This is a genomic window from Streptomyces sp. NPDC111516 (genome assembly GCF_055635345.1).
The window spans coordinates 293,799-315,117 of record NZ_JBVKBV010000009.1 but is presented as its reverse complement, the minus strand read 5'-3'; the positions used below and the strand labels follow the sequence as shown (position 1 = coordinate 315,117).

The following is a 21,319-nucleotide window of genomic DNA, read 5'->3' as shown; positions in this document are numbered from 1 at the left end:
GCGGACCCGAGAACCACTACAAGGGCTGCACCCGTATCACCAGCCGAAACGCCGAGAGTTGCGCCGCCAGTCGAACCCCTAACCGAACGGCATTGGTCCTAGTCGTAGTCGTACACCGTCACCGCTATGCCCCGGCTCAGCAGCCGCTTTGCTATCAGTGGCTCGATTCCGGACCAGGTGCCGCCCGCCAGTCCGCAGCCGATCCGCGGCATATGGACCGAAGACCCCAGCTCGACGGCCCGGTCGGCCACGGCACCCAGGGCCGTGTCGATCGCCTCGTAGCGCACCGGAACCCCCTTGCTGCCCGTACGAATCCCTCGCTGGCCCACCATGTTCGCCACCCAGAGGTGCGGACTCACCTGGACGAACTGAGCCGCGCCGAGGCCGAAGTCGTTGCCCGCTCTTTCCCGGTGCCATCGGCGGTAGGCCTTCTCCGGTTCGGGCCAGCGACGCGAGACGGCCAGGACGAAGCCCTTGCCCCAGCCGCCCAGGTCGTTGCAGACATGCGCGATGAGCCTGACGCCCTTGCCCTGCGGGGTGGTCGCGTCGCCCCGTACGTACGTGATCTCCGACATGACACCAGCGTAGGAGCCACCACTGACATCGGGACCGCGCCAGGATGCTCCCGGGAGCTTTCACAGCATTGGTGAGACAGCAATACTGGTGCACCTGAATGATGCAGATGCGGCGGTTCACCGCTGGGTCGGAACGCGAGGAGCAGACATGTCGACCGGGACCGAGGACCCGACGCTCACCGTCGACGAGCTGGCGGCGCGCGCCGGTGTCACCGTACGCACCGTGCGTTTCTACAGCACCCGGGGTCTGCTGCCGCCGCCGGTGATCGGCCCGCGTCGTGTCGGGCACTACGGGCATGAGCATCTGTCCCGGCTCGCGCTCATCGAGGAGCTTCAGCACCAGGGCATGACGCTGGCCGCGATCGAACGCTATCTGGAGCAGCTGCCGCCGGACCTGAGCGCCCACGACCTGGCGATCCACCGGGCGCTGGTGGCGTCCTGGGCGCCCGATGCGGCGGAGGACGCGACGCGGGCGGAACTGGAGCGGCGTGCGGGCCGGGCGCTGACCGAGCAGGACATGGCGCGGCTGGCCGCGATGGGCGTGCTGGAGCGCGCGGAGCCGGTCGACGGCAGTTACCGGGTGGACCCGGGGCTGTTGCGGCTCGGGGTCGAACTGCTCGGCGTACCGATCGCGCACGAGACGATTCTGGCAGCGCGCACGGTTCTGCTGGAGCACTCCCGGTCGGCCGCGCAGGAGCTGACCCGGCTGTTCCGGGACGAGGTGTGGAGTCCGTACCGGGAACGGGAGTCGGACCCGGAGCGTGTGGCGGCGATGAAGTCGCTGTCGGCCCATATGCAGCCGATGGTGCTCCAGGCGCTGGTGACCGCGTTCCAGCGGTCGTTGAAGGAGGAGCTGCGGGCCGCGTTCACGGCGGAGTGAACGCGGCCCGCGGGGCTGCTGTCAGTCGTGGAAGGTCTCGCCCTTCTCGGCCTTCTCCACGAGCAGCGCGGGCGGCAGGAACCGGTCGCCGTAGCGCTCGGCGAGCTCCCGGGCGCGGGCGACGAAGCCGGGCAGGCCGCCCTCGTACCCGTTGATGTACTGGAGCACGCCGCCGGTCCACGGCGGGAAGCCGATGCCCATGATGGAGCCGATGTTGGCGTCGGCCACGGAGACCAGGACGTTCTCCTCCAGGCAGCGGACGCTGTCCAGCGCCTCGGAGAACAGCATCCGCTCCTTCATGTCGGTGAAGGGGATGCCGGTGTCCGGCTCACCCGGGGGGCGGCCCCCGGAACCCCCGAAATGCTCGCGCAGTCCCGGCCAGAGTCGGGTGCGCCTGCCGGCCTCGTCGTACTCGTAGAAGCCCGCGCCGCCGCTGCGTCCCGGGCGGCCGAACTCGTCGACCATCCGGTCGATGACCGCGTCAGCCGGGTGTTCGGCCCAGGTGCCGCCGGCCGCCTCCACGGCGCGCCTGGTCTCGTTGCGGATCTTGCGGGGCAGGGTGAGGGTCAGCTCGTCCATCAGGGAGAGCACCTTGGCCGGGTAGCCGGACTGTGCCGCGGCCTGCTCGATCGATGCGGGCTCGATGCCCTCGCCGACCATGGCGACGCCCTCGTTGATGAACTGGCCGATGACACGCGAGGTGAAGAAGCCGCGGGAGTCGTTGACGACGATCGGGGTCTTCTTGATCCGGCGAACCAGGTCGAAGGCGCGGGCCAGGGCCTCGTCACCGGTCTTCTCGCCCTTGATGATCTCGACGAGCGGCATCTTGTCCACGGGCGAGAAGAAGTGCAGCCCGATGAAGTCGACGGGACGCGAGACGCCCTCGGCAAGGACCGTGATGGGCAGGGTCGAGGTGTTCGAGCAGAGCAGCGCGTCCGGCTCGATGATGTCCTGGATCTCCTGGAACACCTTGTGCTTGAGCGCGGTGTCCTCGAAGACGGCCTCGATGACGGCGTCGCAGCCCGCCAGGTCGGCCGGGTCGCCGGTCGGGATGATGCGGGCCAGCAGTTCGTCGCGCTCGGCCTCGGTGGTACGTCCCCGGGAGAGCGCCTTGTCGAGAAGCCTCTCGCTGTACGCCTTGCCCTTGGCCGCGGCCTCGGCGGAGATGTCCTTGAGGACGACCTCGATGCCGGCGCGGGCGCAGGAGTACGCGATGCCCGCGCCCATCATCCCGGCTCCGAGCACGGCGACCTTGCGGACCTGGCGCTCCTCGATGCCCTTGGGGCGGCCGGCGCCGGAGTTGACGGCCTGGAGGTCGAAGAAGAACGCCTGGATCATGTTCTTCGCGACCTGGCCGGTGACCAGTTCGGTGAAGTAGCGGGCCTCGATGGTCAGCGCGGTCTCGAAGTCGACCTGCGAGCCCTCGACGGCGGCGGCCAGGATGTTGCGGGGCGCGGGCATCGGGGCGCCCGCGATCTGCTTCTTCAGATTGGCCGGGAAGGCGGGCAGATTCGCGGCGAACTTCGGGTTGGACGGGGTACCGCCAGGGATCCTGTACCCCTTGACGTCCCAGGGTTGCTGGGACTCCGGGTTGGCGTCGATGAAGGCGCGGGCCTTGTCGAGCATCTCCTGCCTGGTGGCGGCGACCTCGTGGACCAGGCCGTTCTCCAGGGCCCGCCGCGGGGTGTACTGGGTGCCCTGGAGGAGAACCTTCAGCAGCGCGTCGGCGATGCCCATGAGGCGTACGGTGCGGGTGACGCCGCCGCCCGCGGGCAGCAGACCGAGGGTGACCTCGGGCAGGCCGATCCGGGAGCCCGGTGCGTCGAGGGCGACGCGGTGGTGCGAGGCGAGGGCGATCTCGTAACCGCCGCCGAGCGCCGCTCCGTTGATGGCGGCGACGACGGGCTTGCCGAGGGTCTCGATGCGGCGCAGCGAGTTCTTGATGGCGGTGCCGGTGTCGAAGGCCTGCTGGGCGTTCTCGGGACCGACCCTGATCATGTCCTTGAGGTCGCCGCCCGCGAAGAAGGTCTTCTTGGCGGAGGTGTAGATGATGCCGCGGATGGAGTCCTTCTCGGCCTCGGCGCGGTCGGCGATGGCCGCGATGGACTCCTTGAAGGCCTGGTTCATCGTGTTGGCGGACTGGTCGGGGTCGTCGAGTACGAGGGTGACGACGCCGGTCTCGTCCTGTTCCCAGCGGATGGTCGTGCTCTCGGTCATTGCTCTTCTTCTCCGTAGGCGAGGGGCGGTCAGAGACGCTCGATGACGGTGGCGATGCCCATGCCGCCGCCGACGCAGAGGGTGGCGAGGCCGTACCGCTTGTCGCGCCGTTCCAGTTCGTCGATGAGGGTGCCGAGGATCATCGCACCGGTGGCGCCGAGCGGGTGACCGAGCGCGATCGCGCCGCCGTTGACGTTGATCTTGTCGAGGGAGAGCCCCATGTCCCTCGCGAAGCGCAGCACGACACCGGCGAATGCCTCGTTGATCTCGACGAGGTCGATGTCGTCGATGGTCAGCCCGGCCTTGGCGAGGGCCTTGCGGGTGGCGGGCGCGGGGCCGGTCAGCATGATGGTGGGCTCGGAGCCGGAGACGGCGGCGGAGACGATGCGGGCGCGCGGCGTGAGTCCGTACCGCTCGCCGGTCTGCTTGTTGCCGATCGCGACGAGCGCGGCGCCGTCGACGATGCCGGAGGAGTTGCCCGCGTGGTGGACATGGTCGATCTTCTCGACCCAGTGGTACTTCTGCAGCGCGACGGCGTCGAAGCCGCCCATTTCGCCGATCGTGGCGAAGGACGGCTTGAGCGCGGCGAGCGAGTCGGCGGTGGTGCCGGGCCGCATGTGCTCGTCGTGGTCGAGGACGACGAGGCCGTTACGGTCCTTGACGGGGACGACGGAGCGCGCGAAACGGCCGTCCTTCCACGCTTCGGCGGCGCGTTCCTGGGAGAGCGCGGCGAATTCGTCGACGTCGCGGCGGGAGAAGCCCTCGATGGTGGCGATGAGGTCGGCGCCGACGCCCTGCGGGGCGAAGCCGGTGTCGAAGTTGGTCATCGGGTCCATCGCCCAGGCACCACCGTCGGAGCCCATCGGGACGCGGGACATCGACTCGACGCCGCCCGCGAGGATCAGGTCCTCCCAGCCCGAACGGACCTTGGCGGCGGCCAGGTTGACGGCCTCCAGGCCCGAGGCGCAGAAGCGGTTCTCCTGGACGCCCGCGACGGAGTCGGGGAGGCCGGCGGCGATGGCGGCGATCCGGGCGATGTCGGATCCCTGGTCGCCGAGCGGGCTGACCACGCCGAGGACGATGTCGTCGATGGCTGCCGGGTCCAGGCCGGGGAAGCGGCTGCGGATTTCGTGGATGAGGCCGACGACGAGGTCGATCGGCTTGGTGCCGTGCAGGGCGCCATTGGCCTTGCCGCGGCCGCGCGGGGTGCGGATCGCGTCGTAGACGAACGCTTCGGTACTCAAGTCAGCAGCCTTTCGGGGTGGTTGTGCGTCAGAGGGTCAGGCGAGCAGCGAGCGGCCGGTGATCTCCTTCATGATCTCGGTCGTGCCGCCGTAGATGGTCTGGATACGGCCGTCGGTGAACGCCTTGGCGACCGGACATTTCGCCATGTATCCGTATCCGCCGCGGACTTGGAGGCACCGGTCGGCGACGTGCTTCTGCGGTTCGGTCGCCCACCACTTGGCCATCGAGGCGTACACGGCGTCGAGCGTTCCGTCGGAGTGGTCGACGACGCAGCGGTCGATGAAGGTGCGGGTGAGTCCCATCAGCCCGTGGCGTCCTTCCGGGTCCTCGTGATGCCGGGTACGTCCCAGTCGGCGGCGACGGCCTCGGTGTCCGCGCCGGGCCGCGCGGGCCCGCTGCGCATGGAGACGGGGGTGGCGGAGAAGCGGGGTGCGGGGGCGGGCTGGGTGAGTCCGCCGTGCTCGACGAAGGTGGAGCGGGATGCGATGTGCGGATGGCGAGGCGCCTCACGGAGCGAGAGGACGGGGGCCACGCAGGCGTCCGTGCCCTCGAACACCTCGGTCCATTCCGCGCGCGTACGGGTCCTGAAGCGGTCGGCGACGAGCGTGCGCAACTCCTCCCAGCGGGTGATGTCCCGCCGGTCCGGGGCTTCTTCCCCGATACCGAGGAGCGCGCTGAACTCGTCGTAGAACCGCTGCTCCAGCGGGCCGACCGCCATGTACTGGCCGTCGGCGGTCTCGTACGAACCGTAGAACGGGCAGCCGCCGTCCAGGAGGTTGGAGCCGCGCCGGTCCTGCCAGCCGCCCGCCGCCAGCATTCCGTGGATCATCGTGGCGAGGTGGGCGGCGCCGTCGACGATCGCCGCGTCCACGACCTGACCCCGGCCGCCGGGGGTGCGGGCGTACTGGAGGGCGGCGAGGACGCCGACGACGAGATAGAGCGAGCCGCCCGCGTAGTCGCCGACCAGATTGGCCGGGACGGTGGGCGGCTCCCCGGGCTTGCCGATCATGGAAAGGGTGCCGGTGAGGGCGATGTAGGCGATGTCGTGACCGGCTCGTTCGGCGAGCGGTCCGTCCTGCCCCCAGCCGGTCATCCGCCCGTAGACGAGCCGCGGGTTACGGGCCAGCGCGGCCTCGGGGCCTACACCGAGGCGTTCCGCGACGCCCGGCCGGTAGCCCTCGATGAGGATGTCGGCGCGCTCGGCCAGATCGAGCACCTGGGCGACCCCGTCCTCGGCCTTGAGGTCGATGAGCACAGAACGTTTGTTGCGGTTGGTGAGGTCGTACGCGGGGTCGATGCCTAGCCCCGAGCCGCCGGGCCGGTCGACCCTGACGACATCGGCGCCGAGGTCCGCGAGGAGCATCGCGGCGAACGGGCCGGGTCCGATGCCTGCCAGTTCGACCACGCGCACGCCTGCCAGCGGACCGTGCTCTGTCGTTGCCATCAAGCCCCCAGCGGTATGACACAACTGATGTAACAGTGATGATGCTAAGAACGTACCGCGCTCCGCAACCTCTTCGGCCGAGCAAGCGCTTAGGACTTCCTCCGGGATCCTCCCCCACGATCGCCGCCCGGCCGCACACCGCCACGAACCCCTCCGCTAACCTCTGCCTGCTGTATCGGCGCCGGCCCCTGCGGAGGCACTCGTGAACAGGCAGAACGGGGCACAACGCCCCTATGACGTGGTGCTCTTCGGCGCCACCGGCTTCGTGGGCGCACTCACCGCCGAATATCTCGCCGCCCACGCGCCCGCCGGCTGCCACTGGGCCGTGGCCGGACGCAACCGGGCCAAACTGGAACAGCTGCGCGAACGCCTCACCGCGATCGACCCACGCTGCGCGGATCTCCCGCTGCTGCGCGCCGACGCCGACGACGCGCACGCGCTGCGCGAACTCGCCGAATCGGCCCATGTGGTGGCGACGACGGTGGGCCCCTACGTCTGGCACGGCGAGCAGCTGGTCGCGGCCTGCGCCGAGACCGGGACGGACTACGCGGACCTCACCGGCGAGGCGGAGTTCGTGGACTGGATGTATCTGGAGCACGACGCGCGGGCCCGCGAGACCGGGGCGCGGCTCGTGCACGCCTGCGGATTCGACTCCGTACCGCACGACCTCGGGGTGTACTTCACCGTCCGGCAGCTGCCGCCGGACGTGCCGCTGCGCATCGACGGCTTCGTCCGCAGCAACGCCGTCTTCTCCGGCGGTACGTTCGCCTCCGCGCTCACCGCGATGGGCCGCGGCCCTCAGATGCTGCGCGCCGCGCGGGAACGCGGCCTGCATGAGCCCCGTCTGGTTGCCCGCCGCGCCCGCGTGCCGCTCGGCGCCCCGCATTTCAGCACGGAGACGGGGGCCTGGGCGCTGCCGCTGCCCACGCTGGACCCGCGGATCGTCGAGCGTTCGGCGCGGGCGCTCGCCCGGTACGGCCCCGACTTCCGCTACCGCCACTTCGCCTCGGTCCGGCATCTGCCCGTGGCACTGGGCGGTACGGCCGCCATGGGCGCTCTTCTGGGTGTGGCGCAGGTTCCGGCCGCGCGGTCCTGGCTGATGGACCGGTACGAGCCGGGCGAGGGCCCGGACGCGGAGCGCCGGGGGCGCAGCTGGTTCACCGTGCGATTCGTCGGCGAGGGCGGCGGGAGACGGGTCTTCACCGAGGTGTCGGGCGGCGACCCCGGTTACGACGAAACGGCGAAGATGCTGGCCGAGTCCGCGCTCTGCCTCGCCCTGGACGAGCTGCCGGCGGCATCGGGGCAGGTCACCACGGCCGTCGCGATGGGTGACGCGCTCCTGGAGCGGCTGCGCGCGGCGGGACTGCGCTTCCGGGTCGCGGCGACGCGCTGAGCGGACGGGGCCGCCGGGCGTTCGGACGCCCGGGTGGATGGTGGCCGGGGTGATCTGCTTCCGCGCCAGGATCTGCTTGGCAAGGGTTGCCGCCGGACGGGGCCAGGGCCGTGACCGGCACAAGTAGCGTCGGCAGCGGGGCGGCGCACGCTCTCGGGTCGGAGTGGCCCCGGCGGGTCAGAGCGCCCAGGCCACCAGCGTGCAGATCATCGAGACGACCCAGGCCGCTCCGGCGAGAATGCCGAGCGTCATTCCCACCGCGACCCGGCGCTGGGCGAGATAGACGGTTCCAGGTCGAGTGGATGTTCGGTGTTCGTTCATGCGTGCCAGTCTGCCCGTCATGATCGGCAGGCGTCATCCGTATGCATACTCAGGTGATCGCTCAGGCGGTCGCTTCCCGCAGCGCCCGGCGGCAGAGTGCGTCGGCCCTTCGGGTGGTCTCCGGCTGACGAAAATCGCGGGCCAGCAGCAGGGTGTGGGCGCAGGCGTTGTCCAGGCCGGTCCGGTGTCCGACGGAGACGAAGACCGGCTTGACGCCATCCTGGGTACGCAGTGACCGGCCCACCTCCTCCTCGCCGTCCAGCAGGGGCGACCAGTCGCCCCGGCGGGGGCCCGGTTGCTCGTACGAGAAGGTGAACGGGTTCTTGGCGACGCCGATCACCGGGAGTCCGGTGAGCACTCCGAGGTGGCTGGCGAGACCGAAGCGGCGCGGGTGCGCCAAGCCGTATCCGTCACAGATCACCAGTCCCGGGTCGACCGGCAGCGACTCCAGCGCGGCCAGCACGGTCGGGATCTCCCGGAAGGCGAGGAGGCCGGGGACGTACGGGAAGCTGATCCGGCCGACGGCGGTGGTCTCGGCGACCACGTCGAACGTCGCCTCGTCCAGGACGACGGCTGCCGCCACGACGACATCGCGCTCTTCGTCGTAGGCGACATCGACCCCGGTGACCCGGCCGGCGCCGGGCGGCGGGCCGGGTTCGTCGAGCACCACTCGCGAGCGCAAGGCATCCTGAACGGCTCTGGCTTCGGCCTCGTCGGCAGGCATCTGGAGCGTTGTCATAGTGCCGTCAAGTCTAGGCAACGGGGACGACGGCCGACTGTGCGGCGGTGACGCTTGCGGTAGCGGTTGCGGTCGGCGGCACGGCGGCGGGCCTGCCGGATACTGTCCGGGGCCGGCCGGCTCTCATCCCGTAGCCTGGCGATCATGTTCGTACTCGAATTGACCTACACCGCCCCCGTCGAGCGCGTCGACGCGCTGCTGCAGGACCATGTCGCCTGGCTGGACGCGCAGTACGCGGCCGGGATGTTCATCGCGTCGGGCCGCAAGAATCCGCGCGACGGCGGTGTGATCCTTGCCGTCGCGGACGACCGCGCGCGGATCGAGCGGATCGTCGCGCAGGATCCGTTCACGGAGCAGGGCGTGTGCGCGTACCGGATCACGGAGTTCATCGCGACGAAGACCTCGGACGAACTCGCCCCGTACCGCCAGCAGTTGCCCGGGCAGCGATAGCGATTAGCCGGGCCGCCCGCCCCTCGATCGGCTACCGGGATCCGGGCGCCGCCACCCAGCGGTCCGGTCAGCAACGTCCGCTCACCCGCTCATGTTCGTCCCAGACGATCGCGAGGGACCAGCGGCAGCAGCGCTCGCATCGCCTCCTCGGGGTCGGGGACGGATATCGCCAGTCGGCTGAACGGTGCACTCCTGCGCAGTTCCACGCACAGGACCGGCCTGCCGGCCCGTACCCACGCGAAGTCCTGTCCCTCCTGAAGGGGGCGGATACCCGCGCACAGCCGTGCGGGAATCCAGGTGCCCCGACCGCACCCACCGCGAAGCGCCCGCCACCAGTCGGGCTCGACATACAGTCGGCGCAGCGCCGACACCGGAACCCGCACATTGCGGTGGCGTGCCGCCACCTTCTCGCGCCAGGTCAGGCGCACGACGATATCGGTGCCCTGCACTACCACCCGCGCCATGCCCTCTCCCTCGATGTCGCGGTGCTCCTGAGGCAGCCACCCGGTGCGGATTCCTCCTACGTTCACCGTTGGATCCCTGCTGCAACTGTCCCGGGTCTCGGCGGAGTCCGCCTCCGGGAATACCTGCGCAGTCCGGGTCTTCGCCGCTGGACAGACGTATCAGTTCGGGTTTCGATGGATATCTGCCGTATTCGTTGAGCGGCCCTACGAAGAGATGCGGCAGGGTTCCCGGTCGCGCGTCGGCGCATGGGGCTCCCGCGGCAGCTCCGGGCGGGTGCGCACCCGCCCGACAAGGAGGTGTTCCCACCATGGAGCGAGGAAGCAGCCGTGTCAGCCCCCATGAGGACGACCAGCGAAAGCACGAACTGCTGGGCTTCCTGCGGTCCGGCCACACCACCCGCACGAGCGAGGCCTACGACCCCGAGCCCCCCGCCGACGACGACGTGCGCGTGGACCCGGGCGGCCCCGTCCCGCCCCCCGGTGAAGAACGGGAACGGGCGCGCGCCGAGGCCGCGGCCGAGGAACTCAGAGCCGAGCTCGCGCGTCGCCTGAGCCGCACGGCCTTCCCTGCGGACCGCACGTCCCTCGTGCGGGCCCTCTCCGGGGCGTACGCTCCGGACACGCTGGTGGACGCGGTACGAGAACTTCCCGCGGACGACCGGTATGCGAACGCCGGAGAGATCGCCAGAGCGCTGGGGTACCGGCCACGCGTCTAAGAGGAGCTCACAAAATGGGCGTCCGGCTCGCGACGCCTGGCACGCACGCTCGCTGCGTTGCCGAAACGCCCTAGTAGCTCCGCTACAAGGACCTTCCAGCGCCTTGCGATCGCACGCACCAGACGCCGCGAGCTGATCGGACTCCCATTTTGTGAGCTCCTCTAAGTCCTGTCCTGTCGATCTTCGTGGATCAGCCCGGGGCGTCCGGTGCGGTGCATCGCAAGGCGGAGGATCGTCCTCGTACTGGACGTACTCGGGCGACTCCGGCAACGCGGCAAGGTGCCGTGCCAGGCGTACCGGGCCCGCGAAGATCGACAGGAAAGGGCCTAGCCCTCCCGGCAGGCTCTGCCCCGTCGCGCCGCCTACACGGCGCTGGAAGCCAGGCGTTGTGCTCCGACCAGGGTGCACCGGTTCGGTGGCGTGCGGTGATACAACTCACGCCACCAACCGGTGCACGGATGAGGGAATTCCGTCGTCTCCATCAGTGCCGGGGACCGTTCATCTGGTCGTGAAAGGGAGCAGGTCTTGTCCACCGTTATCGAGCAGTCCGTGCAAGCCCGCATGGTCGCATCCGCTCCGCGGATGGAGACCCTTCCTGCCACCCTGATGTACGACCGGAAGGATCCGTTCGCCGTGCGCATGGCGTTCCCGGCGACGGCGACCCTGGAGGGCACCGATGTGTCCTGGGAGTTCGCCCGCGAGCTGCTCGCGGCGGGAGTGGACGGAGCCGCCGGTGTCGGCGACGTACGCATCAGGCCGTTCGGATACGACCGTACGGTCCTGGAGTTCCACGCCACCGAGGGAATCGCGATGGTGCATGTCCGCACCGCCGAGCTGCGCCGTTTCCTGGAGCGGACGCAGGAGCTTGTACCGGCCGGCGACGAGCACCGGTTCCTGGATCTCGACCGGAGCCTGACCGATCTGCTCGGCGGGACCTGCTGACCCGGCGTCCGGCAGGGGGCGTTCTTCGTGGCGGCATCACGGCCGCGTGGCATCACCGCCGGGGAGGGATGTCCGGACGTGTGAGCGTCGGGGAGGATCGGTGCACGGGTCATCGGTGGAGTAATGCCCAGGTCTTGCAGCCGCCGGAGGAAGTCAGCGCGGGGACCAGCCCCCAGTCCCCGCCGTGCGAATCGACCGCGGCTGCCAGCAACCACATGCTCTCGCTGCGGCGTTCACGGCATACCTCGGACTTCTCGGCCGAGCCGTGGGACGGGTGCTGGTCGTAGAGAATGATGCGCAGCGCGTCGAACTGCCAGTGGATTCGCAGCAGCATTTCCCGGTCCGGAGTGAACCGGCAGGCGGCCGCGACCAGTTCGGAGGCCGCGAGGACGGCGGGTTCACGGAGTTCAGCGAGGTCGTGCCGGGCGAGGAGTTCCCCCACGACCCTGCGCGCGAGGCCGGCACAGAAGGCGCCGCCCGGCAGCGCGAACGAATAGCTGAGGTTGCCCGCCACCGGAGGGTGGAGCCCGGCTGTTGCGAGAGCCGGGAGACAACGCGGTGCGCCCTTCATCAAGTTGCTCACACTTCCGGTAATTGCGGTAACGATCACACCGGGCATGGTCGCCCCGTGTGAAACTTGCGCTACCGACCGTAGCGCACACTGGAGCACAGTGCTACTACTGGTGTGGTTCCGGTCATTTCGTTCACCTCTCGCCCTCGGAAGGAATTTGCCGTGCCACCCAGGAGCACCCCGACCGCCCGGCAGCAGCGTCTCGGGCACGAACTGCGCAAGTTGCGCGAGCAGTCCGGGATGTCGGCGCAGCAGGCAGCCGCACTACTGGGCGTCGACCGCACCCGCATCCCGAACATCGAGTCGGGCCGGTTCGGCATCAGCGCCGAGCGGGTCCGCACCCTGGCGTTCAACTACGGCTGCCCGGACACCGGCCTGGTCGATCTGCTCGCCGAGATGGCACAGGAGCGGGCCAGGGGGTGGTGGGAGGAGCATCGCGGACTCCTGTTTCCGGGACTCCTCGACATCGCCGAACTGGAGCACCATGCAGTGGAGTTGATAACCGCGACCACGACGCACATCCCTGGCCTGCTGCAGACCGAGGAGCACGCGCGGGCGGTTTTCGACACAGTCGATCCGCAGCTGCCCGGACCCGATCTGACCGCCCGGCTCTCCCTGCGACTGCGCCGCCAGGAGGTGTTGAAACGGGACCGGCCGCCGCTGTACGAATCGGTGATCCACGAGGCCGCTCTGCGCATGCAGTTCGGCGGCCCCAAGGTGACGAGGGCCCAACTGGACCACATCGTCGACCAGTCGGAGCGGGACCGGATCACGGTTCGGGTGATCCCGTTCGCCGCCGGCGGCTTCCCGGGCGCCGGACAGTCGTTCACCTATGTGGGCGCCACGGTGCCCCAGCTCGACACCGTGCAGCTCGATTCCTCGCACGGTTCGATGTTGCTGGACTCCGATATGCAACTGCGCCGATACCGTGGCCTGTTGGAGCGGCTGCGCACGCTCGCTCTGCCGGTCGAGGAATCGCGCCACTTCATCCGATCCATAGCTCAGGAGCTCTGAAGGGGAGACACCATGACCGATATCTGCTGGGACGAAGCATTCTGCAGCGAGGGCGCCAACTGCTTCCGCTTCGGAGTCGACGACCAGGGCAAGGCGTACATCGGCTCCACCACGGACACCGGCGCCTACGTCAGTGACTCCATGGAGGCACTGCGGGCGCTGATCTCCGCGGTGAAGTCCGGCGCGGCCGACCACCTGCTCTGACCGCCCCGCCGCGCCCCGCGTCCCCGCACGCGTTCGCTCCGAGTAGGCCGACGACTCCGAGCGCGCCGCCGGCGGGGACCGGCGCGTCCGGTCCTGGAGAAGATCCCGCCCGCCAGGAAAATCCAGACAGAAGCTGTCCGGTATCGCCGTTAGCTTCGGGCGCATGGATCGGAAACAGGACCGGAGCATCGTCATCACCGGAGCACGCGCGAACAATCTGCGCGATGTCTCCCTCACCGTCCCCAAGGAGCGGATCACCGTCTTCACCGGAGTCTCCGGGTCGGGCAAGTCGTCGATCGTCTTCGACACCATCGCCGTGGAGTCGCGGCGACAGCTGAACGAGACATTCACCTGGTTCATCCGGAACAGGCTGCCGAAGTACGAGCGACCCCATGCCGATTCCATCGACGACCTCTCCGTGGCAGTCGTCGTCGACCAGAAGCCGATCGGCGGCAACGTCCGCTCCACCGTCGGCACGATGACCGACATCTGGTCGGTGATCCGGGTGCTGTTCTCGCGATACGGGACACCGAGTGCGGGCCCGGCGACCGCGTACTCCTTCAACGACCCCGCGGGAATGTGCCCGGAGTGCGACGGTGTGGGGCGCACGGTCCGTCTCGACGTCGACCGGGCGATCGACCTCACGAAGTCGCTCAACGGGGGCGCGCTGCTGCTGCCGGGGCTCTCGGTGGGCAGCTGGGAATGGCAGCTGTACGCGGGCTCGGGGCGCTTCGACAACGACAAGCCGCTCGCGGACTTCACCGCGGAAGAGCTCCGGCTCCTGCTGTACGGAGGAGGATTCACCGTACGGCTGCAGCTGAAATCGTCATCGGCCGACATGCGGTTCGAGGGGGTCGCCGAGCGGTTCACCCGGCTCTATCTGAAGCGGGACACCGAGGCGCTCTCCGAGCGGCGGCGCGAGGCCGCCCGGCGTTTCACCACGGAGTCGGTGTGTGCGTCCTGCGGTGGCACGCGGCTGAACGCGGCGGCACTCGCCACCCGTATCGACGGGCTCACCGTGGCCGACTACGGACGGATGGAGGTGGCCGATCTGGTGGCGGTCCTGGCCGGGATCGACGATCCGGCGGCCGGTCCGATCGCCTCGGCCGCACGCGAACGACTGGAGCGTCTGGTGGGCATCGGCCTCGGCTATCTCAGCCTGGACCGGGAGACCACCACCCTGTCGGGCGGGGAGGGACAGCGGCTCAAGATGGTCCGGCACCTGGGCAGCTCGCTGACCGGGCTGACGTTCATCCTCGACGAGCCGAGCGTGGGCCTGCATCCGCGCGATGTCGGCAGGCTGAACGATCTCCTGGTACGGCTGCGCGACCGGGGCAACACCGTCGTCGTCGTCGAGCACGACCCTGACGTGATGGCCGTCGCGGACCACATCGTCGACATGGGGCCGGGAGCGGGCAGCGACGGCGGACACGTCGTGTTCGAAGGCCCGGTGGACCGGTTGCGCGAGGCGGACACCCTCACCGGCCGGTGCCTGCGCCGTCGGATGCCGATGAAGGAGACCGTTCGCACGCCCACCGGGCGGCTGCCGGTGACGGGCGCCGCCCTGCACAACCTCAAAGGGGTGGACGTGGCGTTCCCCGAGGGTGTGCTGACAGTCGTGACGGGGGTCGCGGGATCCGGCAAGTCGACGCTGGTCTCCCATGTCTTCACGGCGGCGTACCCGGACGCGGTGGTCATCGACCAGGGCGCGATCACCGCGTCGTCCCGCTCCACCCCGGCCTCGTACCTCGGCGCGCTGGACTCCATCCGCAAGATCTTCGCCAGGGAGAACGGCGTCGATCCGGGTCTGTTCAGCTTCAACTCCTCCGGGGCGTGCCAGCATTGCTCGGGGCGCGGCATCATCTGCACGGATCTCGCCTTCATGGACCCGGTGACCACCACCTGCCAGGTGTGCGAGGGGCGGCGCTTCCACGACGACGTGCTGAAGCACCGGGTCGGTGGCGCGTCCATCGTCGATGTACTGGAGATGACGGCCGCGCGGGCGGCCGAGCTCTTCGACGACCGGGCGTTGTCGCGGAAGCTGCGCACGCTCGACGACGTCGGCCTGACCTATCTGACGCTGGGGCAACCGCTCAGCACGCTCTCCGGCGGTGAGCGCCAGCGCATCAAGCTCGCCACCCGGCTCCACCGCACGGGCAGTGTCTACGTCCTGGACGAGCCGACGACCGGACTGCACATGGCGGACACCGGCACGCTCGTCGAGCTGCTGGACCGGCTGGTCGACGCCGGCAACAGCGTGATCTGCGTGGAGCACAACCTCGATGTGCTCAAGCGCGCGGACTGGGTGATCGACCTCGGCCCGGAGGGCGGCAGGAACGGCGGCGAGCTGGTCTTCGAGGGAACCCCGACGGCACTGCTCGCTCATCGCACCTCGTTCACGGCCGAATACCTGCGTCGGGACCTGGGGCTGGAGCACCCGGGCGACGGCAGGTGAGAGCGCCCTCCCGGGTCCACCGGCCCGGCACGACCCACTATCGGTGCATCCGGGGGAGGTTCGGCGCGCCCCAGAGCCGGGCGGAGTGAGGGCCTGTGCCCCTCACGGCCTGCGTACATAACGTTACGTAATCGGGCATCGCGGGGACCGGCTTGGCGGTGGCCTTACCGCCGCTTTAACCTACGGTCTCGTAACCTACGTTCCCGTAGGTACTTCTCCCGTCCCCAGGAGTCCCCGTGACGATCACCGCTCCCCACCTCGGCAGCCCCCAGGCGTGGACCGACGCCCAGCTGCTCTATGCCCTGGAAGAGGTGGTGGAGAAGGAGCTCAACCGCCATCTCAAGGTCGCCAAGGACTGGATGCCCCACGAGTACGTGCCGTTCTCCGACGGGCGGAACTTCCCGGGCGTCTTCGAGGACGGTGAAGCCTGGCGGGCCGACCAGTCCAAGGTCACCGACATCGGCAAGGTCGCGCTGGTCGTGAATCTGCTGACCGAGGACAATCTCCCCAGTTACCACCACGAGATCGCCTCCCTCTTCGGCCGTGACGGTGCCTGGGGCACCTGGGTGCACCGCTGGACCGCTGAAGAAGGCCGGCACGGCATCGTGATGCGCGACTATCTGCTCACCTCGCGTGCCGTCGACCCGGACAAGCTGGAGCAGTTCCGGATGGCGCACATGGCGGAGGGCTTCGAGTCCGACAACCGTCACTCGATGCTGCACTCCGTGGCGTACGTCGCCTTCCAGGAGCTGGCCACCCGTGTCTCGCACCGCAACACCGGCCATCAGTCGGGCGACCCGGTCTGCGACCGCATGCTGGCGCGGATCGCGACCGACGAGAACCTGCACATGGTCTTCTACCGCAACCTCCTCGGCGCAGCCTTCGAACTCGCGCCGGATCCGACCATGCAGGCCGTGCGTGACGTCGTCGTCAACTTCCGGATGCCCGGTCACGGCATGCCGGGCTTCGAGCGGGCCGCCGCGCAGATGGCGATCGGCGAGGTCTACAACATGCGCATCCATCACGACGACGTGATCCAGCCGGTGCTTCGCTACCTGAAGGTCCTCAGCATCGACGGCCTGGGCCCCGAGGGGCTGCGGGCGCAGGAGGAGCTGGGCCTGTACATGGGTGGCCTGAACAGCGAAGCGACGAAGTTCGACGAGAAGCTCGCTGCCCGCAAGGCACGGATGGCCGCGCGCGCCGGGGCCTGACGCCCCGTCCGGCGCTCCTCGGCCGCTGGACGGGCCACGGATCGGCCCACCCTGTCCAGCGGCCGGGGCCGGGCGCCCGCGCCCGGCTCACATCGTCGCGTGCAGGTCCTGCGCGTAATGCTCGATAGCGCGTCGGTACTGGCGCACGCGTGGGTCCTCGCTGGTGGCGGCGAGCAGTTCCAGCAGCAGCCGGCTGGATTCGTGATGCTCGCCGATGTTGAAGAGGGCCATGGCGAGGAACGTCCGCAACGCCCCGTCGTCGGGGAATTCCTCGGCCCCGCCGCGCAGTACCTCGACGGCTCTCTCATGGTGTCCGAGCACCCGATGCGTACTCCCGAGACCGAGCAGCGCGCCCCGGCGGTCCTCCTCCGACAGCCCGGTGCCGTCCAGACAGCGTTCGTAGAACGGCACGGCCTCCGCTTCCAGACCGAGCACATCACGGACCCAGGCGGTCTGGTAGGCCACTTCGGCGTCCGTGGGGAAGGCTGCGCAAAGGGTGAGCAGTCGCTGTCGGGCTTCTTCGGCACGTCCTTCGGTGCGCAGGCGCACGGCCGTCGCGAGCAGAGCGGCCCTGTCGTGATCGTTCATGCGGCAATCTTCCCAGTCCGGCTCCGGGGACCGGCGGCCCGCACGAGTGGATGCGGCCGGTGCCCCGGTCGGGGCGGGTTCAGGCCCGGTCGCGACCCGTTCTGCGCAGCCGCTCCCGCTCCTTCTCGGAGAGGCCGCCCCATACGCCGAAGCGCTCGTCGTTGGCGAGGGCGTACTCCAGGCACGCCTCGCGCCCCTCACAGGCGTTGCAGAGCAGCTTGGCCTCGCGTGTGGAACTGCCGGGAGCAGGAAAGAAGAACTCGGGCCCCGCCTGCGCGCACAGCGCCGTCTCCTGCCAGGCGAGCGCGGGGTCGGCCGCGGTGTTGATCAGCATGGAACTCACCATGCCCCGTCGCGATAAACGACTGATCAACGCTTCATCAATGCGGCGCGCCGGTGGCTTCCGGTCAGCCTGCCGGCGTCGGCGCACTCTTGATCACGGCGAATTCCGCGCCGTCCTGATCGGCGACGTCGGCGAACGTGCCCACGCCTTCCATCTCCAGCGGCTCCAGCGTCAGTTTGCCGCCCAGTCGCTCCACGTCCGCGACGGCGGCGTCGCAGTCATCGACCTCGAAGTACGGCAGCCAGTGCGGTCCGGCCACCGCTCGTGTCGCAACGGCGTTGAGCGGCACCAGGCCGCCGAAACTCGTCTCCTGCCCGCCGCCCTCGGTCCGGATCACCGTATAGGACCCGCCGCCTCCAGGGAACGGTGCCAGCGCGGTCTCCCATCCGAACACGGCGCCGTAGAACGCGGCAGCCGCCGGGACGTCAGGGGTGTACAGCTCGGCCCAGCACAGGGAGCCCGCGACGCCCACGACACCGAGGCCCGGATTCTCCTTCGGCTGCCAGACACCGAAGAACGCCCCGGCCCGGTCCTTGAAACCGGCCGTCCTGCCGAAGTCCAGAACATCTCTCGGGGCGAACCGAACGCTGCCGCCGGCCTGCTCGACCGCCTGCGCCGTGGCATCGGCATCCGGTGACCGGAAGTACACCGACCAGGACGGCTTCGCCTGCTCCTCGGTGACCTTCATCGCGCCGCCGGCCGTCCTCCCACCCAGCGTGAACATGCCATATCCGCCGGTCTCCGGGCCCCCGGCCAGGAACTCCCAGCCGAAGAGGCCGGTGTAGAAGGCGATGGCCCCGTCGAGGTCGGGAGTGCCCAGATCGATCCAGTTGGGCGCTCCGGTGACAAAACGGGTGGTGAGCATGGCGAGCTCCTTCGACGAGGCCCGTTCTCGCGGTGCCGACACGTCATTCCTGACGTTCCGAGTCTCACACCGGCCACTGGCAACCGCAGCCCACGGCCGGCACGCGGACGGCGAATCGTACGGAGCTTCGGCCACCGCCCGTCAGCCGTTCACCCACGACGGCGAACCGGCGTACGGGGTGCGGACCCTGGCGGTCCCGGTCCTGGACGGCGCCGGGTACGCGTGCTTCGCCCTCGCGGTCCGGGCCACGCCGTCCGTGATCACGCACGCGCGCACCGAGCGGCTCCTGTGTCGCAGGCCCGCTCCTGCGCGCGGGCCCTGGAGGTGCTGCTGCTCTCCCCGGCGGAAGGCCGACCACCACGCCTGAGCCGAAGGCTCTGTCGGCGCCGCGTGGCACGATATGAATCGCCCGGGGCAGGTGCCCGGCAGGACGGCAGCCGGGCTGCGCGGACAGAGGGACGTACATGACAGAGGCCGGACCGACGGAGGCCGGGGCGCCCACGGGGAGAGCCGCCCGAGAGTTGCTGGCGCAGGCCGAGCGGCTGCTGGACATGGCGCGCGCGGTGTTGACCGATCACGCCCGCGCCGTAGATGCCGTGCACACCGCGCTGACGCCGCTGCTCGACTCACTCATCCGTCGCGAACTGTCGGCCATCCCGGTCTCCAGGCTCAAGGACGTCACCGAGGGCCGACTGCGGCTGGGCGCGGTCGAGCAGGCCGGCTTCACGACCGTCGGCCAGGTTCATGCGGCGAACCGTTACGAGCTCCGCCAGATCCCCGGTGTCGGCGCGCAGACGGCCGATCAGGCGCTGGCCGCGGCCGGTCAGATCGCCCACGCGGTACGGGACACGGTCGCGGTCCGGATAGACGTGGACACCCCGGACGACTCCACGACCGCGCTGGTCACCGCCCTGCACCGGCTGGTCGAGGCCGGTCCCGACGTCCGGCGGGCGGTGGATGCGGCGGGCCGGCTCGTCGGGCGTCTCGATCCGTTGCTGGCCGCGGCGGGACCGGCGCGGAGGCGGCTGCGCATGTGGTTCACCGGGCGCCGGGCCCGTGCCCAGGCGCTGGAGGCCGTCGTCTCGGTACGGGCCGCGGTCGCCGAGGCGGCCGCGCGCGAGCTTCCGCTGCTGTTCGGTCAGGTGTCCGTCGATCTGCTGCGGGCCCCGGATTCGGACGTCGCGGCGTGGGTCGACTTCGAGCTGCGGTCCGCCGAGTACTACAGCCTGCTCGCCGAGATGTCGGGCACCGGCCCCGACCGGGACGCCGCCGAGGGGTTCCTTCCGTCCGGGATCGCGGACCGGGTGCGCGGCCTGCGGCTGGACGACGCCCATCTGCGCGTCTCCCTGCGCGGTTACCAGTCGTTCGGCGCCCGGTTCGCGCTCGCCCAGAAGCGGGTGATCCTCGGTGACGAGATGGGGCTCGGCAAGACCGTCCAGGCCATCGCCGCGCTCGCGCACCTCGCGGCGCGGGGGGAGACGCACTTCCTGGTGGTCTGCCCGGCGAGCGTGCTGATCAACTGGGCGCGCGAGGTCCGCGCCCGCTCCACCCTGCGCGCGCTGCCGGTGCACGGCCCCGAGCGGCAGGGCGCCTTCGCAGAGTGGCGCGAGAGCGGCGGGGTCGCGCTCACCACGTTCGATGCCCTGCACACCCTGCCGGCCGCCCGGGACTGCAGCATGAGGCCCGGCATGCTGGTCGTCGACGAGGCCCACTACGTCAAGAACCCCGAGACCCGCCGCTCCCGGGCGGTGTCCGGCTGGACGCAACGCACCGAGCGGGTGCTGTTCCTGACCGGCACGCCGATGGAGAACCGGGTCGAGGAGTTCCGCAGCCTCGTCCGCCACCTTCAGCCCGAACTGGCCCCGTCGATCCACACCACTCACGGCGCCGCCGGATCGCACGCGTTCCGCAGGGCCGTCGCCCCGGCCTATCTGCGGCGCAATCAGGAGGACGTGCTGACCGAACTCCCGGCGCTGGTGCAGGTCGACGAGTGGGAGGAGTTCAGCGCGGCCGATCTCGACGCCTACCGCGAGGCGGTGGGCGCCGGGGAGTTCATGCGGATGCGCCGGGCCGCATACGCCCGGCCCGCCACGTCCGCGAAGCTCAACCGGCTGCGCGAGCTGGTCGCCGAGGCTGCGGAGAACGGCGTCAAGGTCGTCGTGTTCTCGTACTTCCGCGAGGTGCTCCGCACGGTCGAACAGGCCCTGGGGCCGGGGGTGTTCGGTCCGCTCTCGGGGGGTCTTCCGGCCGCCCGGCGCCAGCAGTTGATCGACGGGTTCGGTGCCGTCGACGGCCATGCGGTCCTGTTGAGCCAGATCCAGGCCGGCGGTGTCGGACTGAACATGCAGGCCGCCTCCGTCGTCATCATCTGCGAACCGCAGATCAAGCCGACGATGGAGCATCAGGCGGTGGCCCGCGCCCATCGGATGGGTCAGATACGGACCGTCCAGGTGCACCGGCTTCTCGCGGCCGACAGCGTCGACGAGCGGATGCTCGGCATCCTGGCCCGCAAGGAGCGGCTGTTCGACCTGTACGCACGGCGCAGCGCCGTCGCCGAGACGACGCCGGACGCCGTGGATGTGTCGGACGGCGCTCTCGCCCGACGCATCGTCGAGGAGGAACAACTGCGCCTCGCCACGGGAGCGGCCGGAGCGGCCGCGACGGTTTCGGAGAACTGACCTG

At 69.9% G+C, this 21,319-nt stretch carries 21 protein-coding genes and 1 pseudogene; 10 read left to right on the top strand and 12 right to left on the bottom strand.

What is annotated here, in order from left to right:
• Positions 1-98: 98 nt before the first annotated feature.
• On the bottom strand, positions 99-575 hold the full coding sequence (locus tag ACZ7L9_RS20110) for a macro domain-containing protein (protein ID WP_471416523.1): 477 nt from the start codon (positions 573-575) through the stop codon (positions 99-101).
• Positions 576-723: 148 nt separating this feature from the next.
• On the opposite strand from ACZ7L9_RS20110, the gene ACZ7L9_RS20105 reads away from it, so the two are divergent.
• Positions 724-1,455: a MerR family transcriptional regulator gene (locus ACZ7L9_RS20105; protein WP_471416521.1), complete on the top strand. Its 732-nt coding sequence runs from the start codon at positions 724-726 to the stop codon at positions 1,453-1,455.
• 21 nt (positions 1,456-1,476) lie between these two features.
• On the opposite strand, the gene ACZ7L9_RS20100 is transcribed toward ACZ7L9_RS20105, so the two are convergent.
• The 4 genes and pseudogenes from ACZ7L9_RS20100 to ACZ7L9_RS20085 all read right to left on the bottom strand — a co-directional run bounded on the left by ACZ7L9_RS20100 (position 1,477) and on the right by ACZ7L9_RS20085 (position 6,361).
• A complete protein-coding gene (locus ACZ7L9_RS20100) occupies positions 1,477-3,672 on the bottom strand; it encodes a 3-hydroxyacyl-CoA dehydrogenase NAD-binding domain-containing protein (RefSeq protein ID WP_471416519.1) in 2,196 nt (731 codons plus the stop codon).
• A 29-nt stretch (positions 3,673-3,701) separates the two neighbouring features.
• Positions 3,702-4,916, bottom strand: coding sequence for an acetyl-CoA C-acetyltransferase (locus tag ACZ7L9_RS20095; RefSeq protein WP_471416516.1), 1,215 nt, complete (start codon positions 4,914-4,916; stop codon positions 3,702-3,704).
• A 36-nt stretch (positions 4,917-4,952) separates the two neighbouring features.
• Positions 4,953-5,213, bottom strand: a pseudogene (locus ACZ7L9_RS20090) (acyl-CoA dehydrogenase family protein); the annotation flags it as partial.
• A 5-nt stretch (positions 5,214-5,218) separates the two neighbouring features.
• A complete protein-coding gene (locus tag ACZ7L9_RS20085; RefSeq protein ID WP_471416514.1) occupies positions 5,219-6,361 on the bottom strand; it encodes a CaiB/BaiF CoA transferase family protein in 1,143 nt (380 codons plus the stop codon).
• Between the two features lie 202 nt (positions 6,362-6,563).
• Between ACZ7L9_RS20085 and ACZ7L9_RS20080 the strand changes: the two genes are divergently transcribed.
• The gene (locus ACZ7L9_RS20080; protein ID WP_471416512.1) at positions 6,564-7,754 is read left to right on the top strand and encodes a saccharopine dehydrogenase family protein; all 1,191 of its coding nucleotides are present in this window, start codon (positions 6,564-6,566) and stop codon (positions 7,752-7,754) included.
• A 177-nt stretch (positions 7,755-7,931) separates the two neighbouring features.
• Here ACZ7L9_RS20080 and mmpA read toward each other — a convergent pair whose 3' ends face one another.
• Positions 7,932-8,075 (bottom strand): morphogenic membrane protein MmpA, encoded by a 144-nt coding sequence (mmpA, locus tag ACZ7L9_RS20075; RefSeq protein ID WP_389988997.1) that lies wholly within the window; start codon positions 8,073-8,075, stop codon positions 7,932-7,934.
• A gap of 61 nt (positions 8,076-8,136) precedes the next feature.
• Positions 8,137-8,814, bottom strand: coding sequence for an endonuclease V (locus tag ACZ7L9_RS20070; RefSeq protein WP_471416510.1), 678 nt, complete (start codon positions 8,812-8,814; stop codon positions 8,137-8,139).
• Positions 8,815-8,958: 144 nt separating this feature from the next.
• Between ACZ7L9_RS20070 and ACZ7L9_RS20065 the strand changes: the two genes are divergently transcribed.
• Positions 8,959-9,264 (top strand): YciI family protein, encoded by a 306-nt coding sequence (locus ACZ7L9_RS20065; protein ID WP_471416507.1) that lies wholly within the window; start codon positions 8,959-8,961, stop codon positions 9,262-9,264.
• Between the two features lie 89 nt (positions 9,265-9,353).
• On the opposite strand, the gene ACZ7L9_RS20060 is transcribed toward ACZ7L9_RS20065, so the two are convergent.
• Positions 9,354-9,794, bottom strand: a complete 441-nt coding sequence (locus tag ACZ7L9_RS20060; protein ID WP_471416505.1) for a hypothetical protein — start codon at positions 9,792-9,794, stop codon at positions 9,354-9,356.
• A gap of 242 nt (positions 9,795-10,036) precedes the next feature.
• Here ACZ7L9_RS20060 and ACZ7L9_RS20055 point away from each other — a divergent pair, with 242 nt between their 5' ends.
• Together ACZ7L9_RS20055 and ssgD are read left to right on the top strand one after the other, a co-directional pair.
• Positions 10,037-10,444, top strand: coding sequence for a DUF2795 domain-containing protein (locus tag ACZ7L9_RS20055; protein WP_471416504.1), 408 nt, complete (start codon positions 10,037-10,039; stop codon positions 10,442-10,444).
• 525 nt (positions 10,445-10,969) lie between these two features.
• Positions 10,970-11,386 (top strand): spore wall synthesis regulator SsgD, encoded by a 417-nt coding sequence (ssgD, locus tag ACZ7L9_RS20050; RefSeq protein WP_471416502.1) that lies wholly within the window; start codon positions 10,970-10,972, stop codon positions 11,384-11,386.
• A 109-nt stretch (positions 11,387-11,495) separates the two neighbouring features.
• Here the strand turns inward: ssgD and ACZ7L9_RS20045 are convergent, their stop codons facing one another.
• Positions 11,496-11,900: an ATP-binding protein gene (locus ACZ7L9_RS20045; RefSeq protein ID WP_471416500.1), complete on the bottom strand. Its 405-nt coding sequence runs from the start codon at positions 11,898-11,900 to the stop codon at positions 11,496-11,498.
• 219 nt (positions 11,901-12,119) lie between these two features.
• Here ACZ7L9_RS20045 and ACZ7L9_RS20040 point away from each other — a divergent pair, with 219 nt between their 5' ends.
• The 4 genes from ACZ7L9_RS20040 (at position 12,120) to ACZ7L9_RS20025 (ending at position 16,841) form a co-directional block, all read left to right on the top strand.
• Positions 12,120-12,971 carry a helix-turn-helix domain-containing protein gene (locus ACZ7L9_RS20040; RefSeq protein WP_471416498.1) on the top strand — a complete coding sequence of 284 codons (852 nt, stop codon included), beginning with the start codon at positions 12,120-12,122 and terminating at the stop codon, positions 12,969-12,971.
• 12 nt (positions 12,972-12,983) lie between these two features.
• Positions 12,984-13,175, top strand: a complete 192-nt coding sequence (locus ACZ7L9_RS20035; protein ID WP_471416496.1) for a hypothetical protein — start codon at positions 12,984-12,986, stop codon at positions 13,173-13,175.
• A 163-nt stretch (positions 13,176-13,338) separates the two neighbouring features.
• Positions 13,339-15,630 (top strand): ATP-binding cassette domain-containing protein, encoded by a 2,292-nt coding sequence (locus tag ACZ7L9_RS20030; protein WP_471416494.1) that lies wholly within the window; start codon positions 13,339-13,341, stop codon positions 15,628-15,630.
• A 236-nt stretch (positions 15,631-15,866) separates the two neighbouring features.
• On the top strand, positions 15,867-16,841 hold the full coding sequence (locus tag ACZ7L9_RS20025) for an acyl-ACP desaturase (protein ID WP_471416492.1): 975 nt from the start codon (positions 15,867-15,869) through the stop codon (positions 16,839-16,841).
• An 87-nt stretch (positions 16,842-16,928) separates the two neighbouring features.
• On the opposite strand, the gene ACZ7L9_RS20020 is transcribed toward ACZ7L9_RS20025, so the two are convergent.
• The 3 genes from ACZ7L9_RS20020 to ACZ7L9_RS20010 all read right to left on the bottom strand — a co-directional run bounded on the left by ACZ7L9_RS20020 (position 16,929) and on the right by ACZ7L9_RS20010 (position 18,637).
• Positions 16,929-17,429, bottom strand: coding sequence for a tetratricopeptide repeat protein (locus ACZ7L9_RS20020; protein WP_471416490.1), 501 nt, complete (start codon positions 17,427-17,429; stop codon positions 16,929-16,931).
• Between the two features lie 79 nt (positions 17,430-17,508).
• The gene (locus tag ACZ7L9_RS20015) at positions 17,509-17,763 is read right to left on the bottom strand and encodes a WhiB family transcriptional regulator (RefSeq protein WP_471416488.1); all 255 of its coding nucleotides are present in this window, start codon (positions 17,761-17,763) and stop codon (positions 17,509-17,511) included.
• Positions 17,764-17,836: 73 nt separating this feature from the next.
• Positions 17,837-18,637, bottom strand: coding sequence for a VOC family protein (locus tag ACZ7L9_RS20010; protein WP_471416486.1), 801 nt, complete (start codon positions 18,635-18,637; stop codon positions 17,837-17,839).
• A 464-nt stretch (positions 18,638-19,101) separates the two neighbouring features.
• Between ACZ7L9_RS20010 and ACZ7L9_RS20005 the strand changes: the two genes are divergently transcribed.
• On the top strand, positions 19,102-21,315 hold the full coding sequence (locus tag ACZ7L9_RS20005; protein ID WP_471416484.1) for a DEAD/DEAH box helicase: 2,214 nt from the start codon (positions 19,102-19,104) through the stop codon (positions 21,313-21,315).
• Positions 21,316-21,319: the final 4 nt, after the last annotated feature.

Coding starts and splice junctions, on each gene's coding strand:
- ACZ7L9_RS20110 (WP_471416523.1), bottom strand. CDS start 575: ATGTCGGAGATCACGTACGTACGGGGCGACGCGACCACCCCGCAGGGC.
- ACZ7L9_RS20105 (WP_471416521.1), top strand. CDS start 724: ATGTCGACCGGGACCGAGGACCCGACGCTCACCGTCGACGAGCTGGCG.
- ACZ7L9_RS20100 (WP_471416519.1), bottom strand. CDS start 3,672: ATGACCGAGAGCACGACCATCCGCTGGGAACAGGACGAGACCGGCGTC.
- ACZ7L9_RS20085 (WP_471416514.1), bottom strand. CDS start 6,361: ATGGCAACGACAGAGCACGGTCCGCTGGCAGGCGTGCGCGTGGTCGAA.
- mmpA (WP_389988997.1), bottom strand. CDS start 8,075: ATGAACGAACACCGAACATCCACTCGACCTGGAACCGTCTATCTCGCC.
- ACZ7L9_RS20070 (WP_471416510.1), bottom strand. CDS start 8,814: ATGACAACGCTCCAGATGCCTGCCGACGAGGCCGAAGCCAGAGCCGTT.
- ACZ7L9_RS20065 (WP_471416507.1), top strand. CDS start 8,959: ATGTTCGTACTCGAATTGACCTACACCGCCCCCGTCGAGCGCGTCGAC.
- ACZ7L9_RS20055 (WP_471416504.1), top strand. CDS start 10,037: ATGGAGCGAGGAAGCAGCCGTGTCAGCCCCCATGAGGACGACCAGCGA.
- ACZ7L9_RS20035 (WP_471416496.1), top strand. CDS start 12,984: ATGACCGATATCTGCTGGGACGAAGCATTCTGCAGCGAGGGCGCCAAC.
- ACZ7L9_RS20030 (WP_471416494.1), top strand. CDS start 13,339: ATGGATCGGAAACAGGACCGGAGCATCGTCATCACCGGAGCACGCGCG.
- ACZ7L9_RS20020 (WP_471416490.1), bottom strand. CDS start 17,429: ATGAACGATCACGACAGGGCCGCTCTGCTCGCGACGGCCGTGCGCCTG.
- ACZ7L9_RS20015 (WP_471416488.1), bottom strand. CDS start 17,763: ATGCTGATCAACACCGCGGCCGACCCCGCGCTCGCCTGGCAGGAGACG.
- ACZ7L9_RS20010 (WP_471416486.1), bottom strand. CDS start 18,637: ATGCTCACCACCCGTTTTGTCACCGGAGCGCCCAACTGGATCGATCTG.
- ACZ7L9_RS20005 (WP_471416484.1), top strand. CDS start 19,102: ATGACAGAGGCCGGACCGACGGAGGCCGGGGCGCCCACGGGGAGAGCC.